This is a genomic window from uncultured Desulfovibrio sp. (genome assembly GCF_944324525.1).
Taxonomy (GTDB): domain Bacteria; phylum Desulfobacterota; class Desulfovibrionia; order Desulfovibrionales; family Desulfovibrionaceae; genus Desulfovibrio.
This window is the reverse complement of the sequence record NZ_CALUWS010000035.1, coordinates 20855-27092: the sequence shown is the minus strand read 5'-3', so window position 1 is coordinate 27092 and position 6238 is coordinate 20855. Positions and strand designations below refer to the sequence as shown.

The window sequence follows — 6238 nt, the reverse complement described above, 5'->3', positions numbered from 1 at the left end:
GTGCCCATACATTCCTTTCGGCAATCCATATTGCTGCCATTGTCATTTTTTACCTTTAATGAGTCCTGACCCTAGAGGGCTTGAAAACGAGAGGGTAGGGGGGATTGTCGCTCAGGTCGGCAAGACTGCCTATGCGGCGGTACCACGGGGTGGCGATGCCCAAGGCGTTGAGAGCGGCATAGAGCCTCGCCTTTTCCAGGCAGAGGGCAAGGACGTCCGCAGGCTGGATGGGCAGGAATATCCCTTCGCGGAAAAACTCTTCGCGCGCCGGGCTTATGGCGAGCAGTTCCGCCTCGCTTCCGATAAAAAGTGCCTGGATGGCATGTTTCCGGCACAGCTCAAGCAGCATTTCCGCATAGTGGGGATGGTTTGCTCTGGGCAGCAGCTGGAATGCGTCGGCAAGCGGGGCGCCGGTGCTTCTCGCGTCGCAGTCGGATGCCGTGACATGCAGCGGCAAAGTCGAAAGGCGAAGGGCCTTGAGGATCTGTTCCCCCACGCTCGCACAGCCTGTTGCCGTGACCAGTACGTTGATATCTTTCATATTTCCTCTACTTGGATGCCCAAAAAGGGAAAATCGCGCGTTAACGTCTCACGAACCGCGGGATGCACCTGCTGCAGCGTCCGATCATCCACGACATGGGGGATGCGGTAGACTACAGCGGAAAGGTTTCGGGTCTCAAGGACGGCGACGGAGAGCCAGGCGCCGTTATCTCGTGGGTAACCGCAAGATCCCGGGTTCAGCAAAAGCTTTCCATCGTCAAGATAGGTGATGTCGGGACGGTGGGTGTGCCCCGCAAGGATGACGTCGCAATCGTCCGCTGCGCGTGCGGCGGTCTTGTCCATGCGGCCCGTATACGGATCCTCCAGTCCTGCATGCACGAGCCGCAGTCTTTTCCCGTCAATGGTGAGGAGCCGATCAGGCCCGGCGGCTCTGCAAAGGCGCAGCCATTGGCGCACAGGAGGATCTTCCGCGTCGGGAGGGCGGATGACCTCCCGCATGGCCTCTGTCATGGGCAGCCTCCCGGACAGCATGGCTTCATTATTGCCCTCCACCGGGATGACGGGTATTTTCGCAAGCAGCGAGCAGACAGCCTGACTGTGCGGAAAATATCCCGTGGCGTCACCCAGGAAAAGATATCGGGACACGTTTTGCCGGGCCAGAAAGCGCAGGCATTGCTGCAGACCCGTGATGTTACCATGAGCATCGGAAAGAATGCCCAGTCGCATAGGTCCCCTCTGCGTGTTCTTCGCGGCATCCCCTGATCTTCTGTCATTTTGAAGTGTCGGGCGTTTCCTGCATCTGCTTGCGATAGTATTCCGCCGTGGCGCGTATGCCTTCTTCCAGATAGACCTTGGCCTTGAAGTCCAGCACGCGTTCCGCCTTGTCCACGCAGGGGATGCGCAGTTCGATGTCCACCGAGTTGGCCGGAAGGAACTTGATCTCGGATTCGGACTTGAGCACGCGGATGACCACGTTGGCCAGACCGTAGATGGTCTCCACGCTGCGGGCATTGCCGATATTGAAGGACTCGCCGATGGCCTTCTCGTTCTCCATGCAGAGCAGGGTGGCGCGCACCATATCATCCACATAGCACCAGGCGCGCACCTGCGTGCCGTCGCCGTAGATGGTGATGGGCTCATTGCGCAGGGCCTGCTGCACAAAAGTTTTCAGAGCGCCTTCCCCCACCTGCGTGGGCCCGTAGATGTTGAAGGGGCGTATGACCGTGGTGGGGAGCTTTTTTTCCTTCCAGTAGGCGATGGCCAGATGCTCTTCGGCCAGTTTGGAGACGGCATACGTCCAGCGAGCCTCGCCCGCCGCGCCGATGACGCTGCGGTCAGCCTCCTTGGACGAAAAGGCCATGCCGCCGAAGACCTCGGAGGTGGAAAAGCAGACGACACGCCGGATGCCGCCTTCCTGCGCGGCCGCCTCCAGAAGATTGTACGACCCCATCATGTTGACGCGCATGGTATTGGTGGGCGAGCGGCAGACGGTCCGTATGCCCGCCACGCCGGCGCAGTGGATGATGTAGTCGACGCCCTTCACGGCCTCCCGTACTGCCGCAAAATCGCAGATGTCGCCACGAATGATGCGCAGATTGGGATGATTGGCGACAGCCTTGTGCTGTAGCGCGTCACGGGAAAAATTGTCGAAGATGACGATGCGGTTGTGCGGGGCGAGGACAGTGGCAAGTTCCGATCCGATAAAGCCGGCGCCGCCGGTGATCAGGATCGTGGAGTCGGTAATCATGGGCTATCCTTGTCGGGATGGGCGTTGCAAAGTAAAGCGGTGACAGCGCAAAAGGGCGGTCAATCCTGGCAGAGGAGGGCGGCCACGCGTGCCTGATCTTCACGGGGCATGCCGTGGACGAGCGGCAGGACAAGGCTGGTATCTTCGCAGAGGGCCGCGCCCGGGCAACAGTCCGTGCGGGCGGCATGGGCGGCCTGCCAGCGCAGACGGTGCGCGGCATGCGTCCCTGGGCGGCATTCGATGTCCGCCGCGGCAAGACGTTCGGCCGCGGCGTTCCGCGCCGCGGTGGAGCGGAAGCGCACGACGTAGGACTGCCAGGAGTGGACGCGATCGTCCGGCACGGCAGGCAGGATCAGGGGGGAGGCGGCAAGCAGCTCCGTGTAGACGCCGGCCAGTCTGGCCCGTTCGGCAAGGATGGCGTCGATCTTCTCCATCTGCGCGCAGCCGACGGCACCCTGGATGTCCGTCAGGCGGTAGTTGTAGCCGCAACGCGGCACATCGGGCATGGCCCACGGAGGAGAGCCGGCAGGCATGGGGGAACAGCCGTGGTTGCGGAGTTCGCGCAGGGCGGCGGCCAGTCCGTCGTCCGCCGTGGTCAGCATGCCGCCTTCGCCGGTGGTGATGACCTTGCGGGGATGGAAGGAGAAGCAGCCCACATGGCCGAGCGTGCCCGCCGGCCTGCCCTGATAGCTGCTGCCCAGCGCGCAGGCGGCGTCTTCCACCACGAAGAGATCCCGCTCGGCGGCCATGCGGCGGATCTCATCCATGTCGGCGCACAGGCCAAAGAGATGCACGGCGATCACGGCCCGCGTCTGGGGCGTCAGCGCCCGGGCAAGGTCTTCGGGATCAAGTGTGAACGTCTCGGGGCGGACGTCGGCAAAGACGGGGGTCGCCCCCACATAGGAGACCGCATTGGCCGTGGCGACCCAGGTCAGGGACGGGACGACGACTTCATCGCCGGGGCCGATGCTCAGCGCGAGCAGCGCCAGATGCAGCGCAGCCGTCCCCGAGGTGACGGCGACGGCATGCCGGCAGGTCAGATAGTCCGCCACGGACTGCTCGAAACGAGCTACGAACTTGCCTTGCGTCAGATAGCCTGAGGCAAGGCATTCCCTCACATTTTCCAGCTCCTCATCCCCAAGGACGGGACGAATGATAGGGATGTGCATCGGTTCCCCCCTGACGGAAATGCGTCGCCGGCAGTGCGAGTCCGCCAAACCGTAGCCCTGCGGCTACTCCGCCCGGGGAATGTCCATGACTTCAGCAACCTGCCGCCGGCGTCCAGCTGCCGGAGCAGGGGGCGGACTTGGCGGCAGAAACGGCGCGTTTTTTCCTTGGTTATGTGCCGGTTGGCCAAGGGAGCATAGCCCCCCTCGCAGGGCATGTCAAACCGGCTGGCGCGGCGCAGGCCCTATCCCTGCCGCCCTGCGGGGAGGCGAGCGGCCTCACCGCGGCGGTTCAGCCTTCTTCGCCGTCCTCAAGCAGTTCGTCCAGATGCCGACGGGCGAAGTCCAGCGAGTCGTCCAGTTCCAGCGCGGCTTCCAGATAGTGACGGGCTTCCTCCCGCCGGCCGAGGAGCTTGCAGCAGACGCCGAGGTTGGCCATGTCCATGACCGAGCCCTTATCCACGCGCAGCACGGCCCGGAAGGCCTCCGCGGCCTCGGCATAGCGGCCTGTCCTGAAATTGGCCACGCCCAGCAGGTTGCCGTATTCCTTCATGTCCGGGCAGAGGGCGCAGGCCTCGGCCAGGGGCGCGCGGGCGGCGTCCCAGTCGTCGCAGAGGGTGGCGGCGTAGCCGGCATAGAAATGGGCCAGGGCCGTCGCGTCGGCGTCCGGCTGGCAGCCGGCGGCCTCGCTGAAGCACTGGCGGGCTTCCGCGTGCCGGTCGGCACGCAGGGCCAGCATCCCCCGGAAAAAGGGTAGGAAGTGCGCGCCGGGGTAGTGGCGCTCCAACACGTCCAGGCCGGCGAGGGCTTCCGCTTCTCCGGATTCCTCGGCCAGCTTGCGGCCCACGAAAAGGCCAAGGCTCTGGTTGCGGTCGCGTTCGCGGAAGGCGAGGCCCGGCGCCATGCTGTAATGCGCCGGGATGCCCAGGGCGGGATGGCTCACGTCCACGGCATAGACGTTGACCGGGGCCAGCCCGCGGATGGCGGCCAGCAGCTCGTCGCGGATGTCGGGGGCCTCCACGCCGGGGAGGCTGCCCAGCGGGACGACAGGCCCCTCAAGCAGCCACTCGATGTCTTCCAGCCGCTCGAACTTGCTCAGGCCCGAGGCCTCGTAACAGGCGTTGGTGCAGAAATCTCCCGCCAGCTGCGCCACTTCGGTCACGGCGCGGATGGCCGCCTTGGCCGGACTGGAAGCCGTCCCGGCGGTGAAGACGATCTCCGAGCGGCCCGGGAAGGTCGCCGGGTCCCAGGCCAGCGCGGCCACGGTGGGCAGGGGCATGCCCAGCGAAAAGTCCTTGAGCGCGAGGCGGATGCCCTGCGCCGCAAAACGGCGGCAGAGGTCGGCCAGCACCGGATCGTCCAGCGTGTCCATATCGATGCTGGGCGTGGTCGGGCGTTCGCGGTCGATGCGGCAGCAGACGTGACGTTCCACCAGTTCGCTCAGGCCCTGCAGGAGGGACTCCTCGGCGCTGTTGCCGGCCGAGGTGCCGTTGAATTCGCCCAGCAGCTTGAACCAGTCCAGCGGCGTCCAGACCGTCCGGCCGTCCGCCAGCCGCGTGGCCGGATAAAAAGACCAGCGCACGGTGGACAGCACCTCGCGGGCGGCCTCTGGCGCGAGACTGTCGTCCACGGAGCGCAGGATCTCCTCCACCGGCATGAGCTCGCCGCCGAAGCGCTGTTCCGCCTCCTGCCAGCTTGCCGTCACCATGTGGGGCCTGGCCTCCCAGAAGCTGAAGAAGGCATACCGCTCCATGAGTTCCATGAGCGCCGAGGCCTGCGCCTGCTCGGCGGAAGAGCCTTTGCCCATTTGCTTGCGCGTGGGCATGATGCGCCGGGCATCACGGCCGCAGACGCTCAGATACACCGGTATGCCGAGCCGTCCCGTATCCACGCGGCGGGTCTCGGCCAGCACGTCCAGCCCGGAATGGGCCAGCGCCTGCCGGACGCGCTCGATGGTCTGCCGGGGGCTGACGCACTTGTCCAGATCGCGGGTATAGGCCTTGGGACAGGGGCGGAGTTCGATGGGCGTGTTCATGCGCGCTCCACCACCAGCAGGGAATAGGCCCGGCGCTGTTCCTTGCCGTCCTCGTCATGGCTGGTCAGGCCGATGCGGCGTTCATCCACGCGAAAGCTCTTGGCGGCCAGCTTGGCGAAGTGCGGTTTGGCGCGCGCCAGATCCGTGGCGAAGAGCGCCTTGCCGCCCGGGGCCAGATGCCGGCCGAGGAACTTGAGCAGCGGGCGGTGCAGCTCGTCCAGATAGAGGATCTCCGACGCGGCCACAAGGTCGAAGCCTCCCGTGAAGCGCGGGTCTTTGCCGGGGCGGGTCACGTCCAGATGGGCGACGCTGATGATGTCCTCCAGATTGTTGCGCCGCACGTTGGCTTCAGCGAACAGCAGGGCGTCGGGCACGATGTCGGTGCAGACGATGCGGGCAAAGCCGTAGTGGGCGGCCACAAGGCTCAGGGTGCCGCAGCCCGCGCCCAGCTCCAGCAGGCGCTTGCCCTGCGGCTCGAAGTGGCGCAGATAGCGCCCCAGCACGAAGGAGGCCGGCCAGACCTTGGCCCAGAGCGGCAGATCCTTCAGCGGGTTGCGGATGGCCTTGCGGGCCAGCATGCCGTCCAGATAGGCCTGCATATTGCGGATGGACAGGACGTCGAACGAAAGATCGTCGATGACCAGCGGCTCGAAATCCACGTCGAAGGTGGTGCGGATGCGGGCGAGCAGTTCGTCCAGCGCGGGCGGGGATGCCGGCCCGGCGGGGGATGAGGTGGCTGTCTGAGGCATGCTGACTCCCTTGATAAGATTCCCTGCCGTCTTATCCGCA

General features: G+C 65.2%; 6 protein-coding genes. All 6 read right to left on the bottom strand.

Going from position 1 to position 6238, the window contains the following annotated elements; translation table 11 throughout:
* Window positions 1-55 precede the first annotated feature (55 nt).
* Window positions 56-541, bottom strand: a complete 486-nt coding sequence (locus Q0K12_RS09275) for a hypothetical protein (RefSeq protein WP_297262257.1) — start codon at window positions 539-541, stop codon at window positions 56-58.
* A complete protein-coding gene (locus Q0K12_RS09270; protein WP_297262256.1) occupies window positions 538-1227 on the bottom strand; it encodes a metallophosphoesterase family protein in 690 nt (229 codons plus the stop codon). Before Q0K12_RS09270 ends, Q0K12_RS09275 begins: the two co-directional genes overlap by 4 nt.
* A 43-nt stretch (window positions 1228-1270) precedes the next feature.
* Entirely contained in the window at window positions 1271-2248 is a 978-nt protein-coding gene (locus Q0K12_RS09265) for an NAD-dependent epimerase/dehydratase family protein (RefSeq protein WP_297262254.1), read from the bottom strand.
* Between the two features lie 59 nt (window positions 2249-2307).
* Window positions 2308-3417, bottom strand: a complete 1110-nt coding sequence (locus tag Q0K12_RS09260) for a DegT/DnrJ/EryC1/StrS family aminotransferase (protein ID WP_297262252.1) — start codon at window positions 3415-3417, stop codon at window positions 2308-2310.
* Between the two features lie 289 nt (window positions 3418-3706).
* Complete coding sequence (locus tag Q0K12_RS09255) at window positions 3707-5449, bottom strand: YcaO-like family protein (protein WP_297262250.1); 1743 nt, start codon at window positions 5447-5449, stop codon at window positions 3707-3709.
* Entirely contained in the window at window positions 5446-6198 is a 753-nt protein-coding gene (locus tag Q0K12_RS09250) for a methyltransferase (protein WP_297262248.1), read from the bottom strand. The genes Q0K12_RS09255 and Q0K12_RS09250 overlap by 4 nt, the downstream gene beginning before the upstream one ends.
* Between the last annotated feature and the right edge of the window lie 40 nt (window positions 6199-6238).

Bases quoted from the DNA above. Each gene is read 5' to 3' on its own strand.
- Q0K12_RS09275 (WP_297262257.1), bottom strand. From the start codon at position 541: ATGAAAGATATCAACGTACTGGTCACGGCAACAGGCTGTGCGAGCGTG.
- Q0K12_RS09270 (WP_297262256.1), bottom strand. From the start codon at position 1,227: ATGCGACTGGGCATTCTTTCCGATGCTCATGGTAACATCACGGGTCTG.
- Q0K12_RS09265 (WP_297262254.1), bottom strand. From the start codon at position 2,248: ATGATTACCGACTCCACGATCCTGATCACCGGCGGCGCCGGCTTTATC.
- Q0K12_RS09260 (WP_297262252.1), bottom strand. From the start codon at position 3,417: ATGCACATCCCTATCATTCGTCCCGTCCTTGGGGATGAGGAGCTGGAA.
- Q0K12_RS09255 (WP_297262250.1), bottom strand. From the start codon at position 5,449: ATGAACACGCCCATCGAACTCCGCCCCTGTCCCAAGGCCTATACCCGC.
- Q0K12_RS09250 (WP_297262248.1), bottom strand. From the start codon at position 6,198: ATGCCTCAGACAGCCACCTCATCCCCCGCCGGGCCGGCATCCCCGCCC.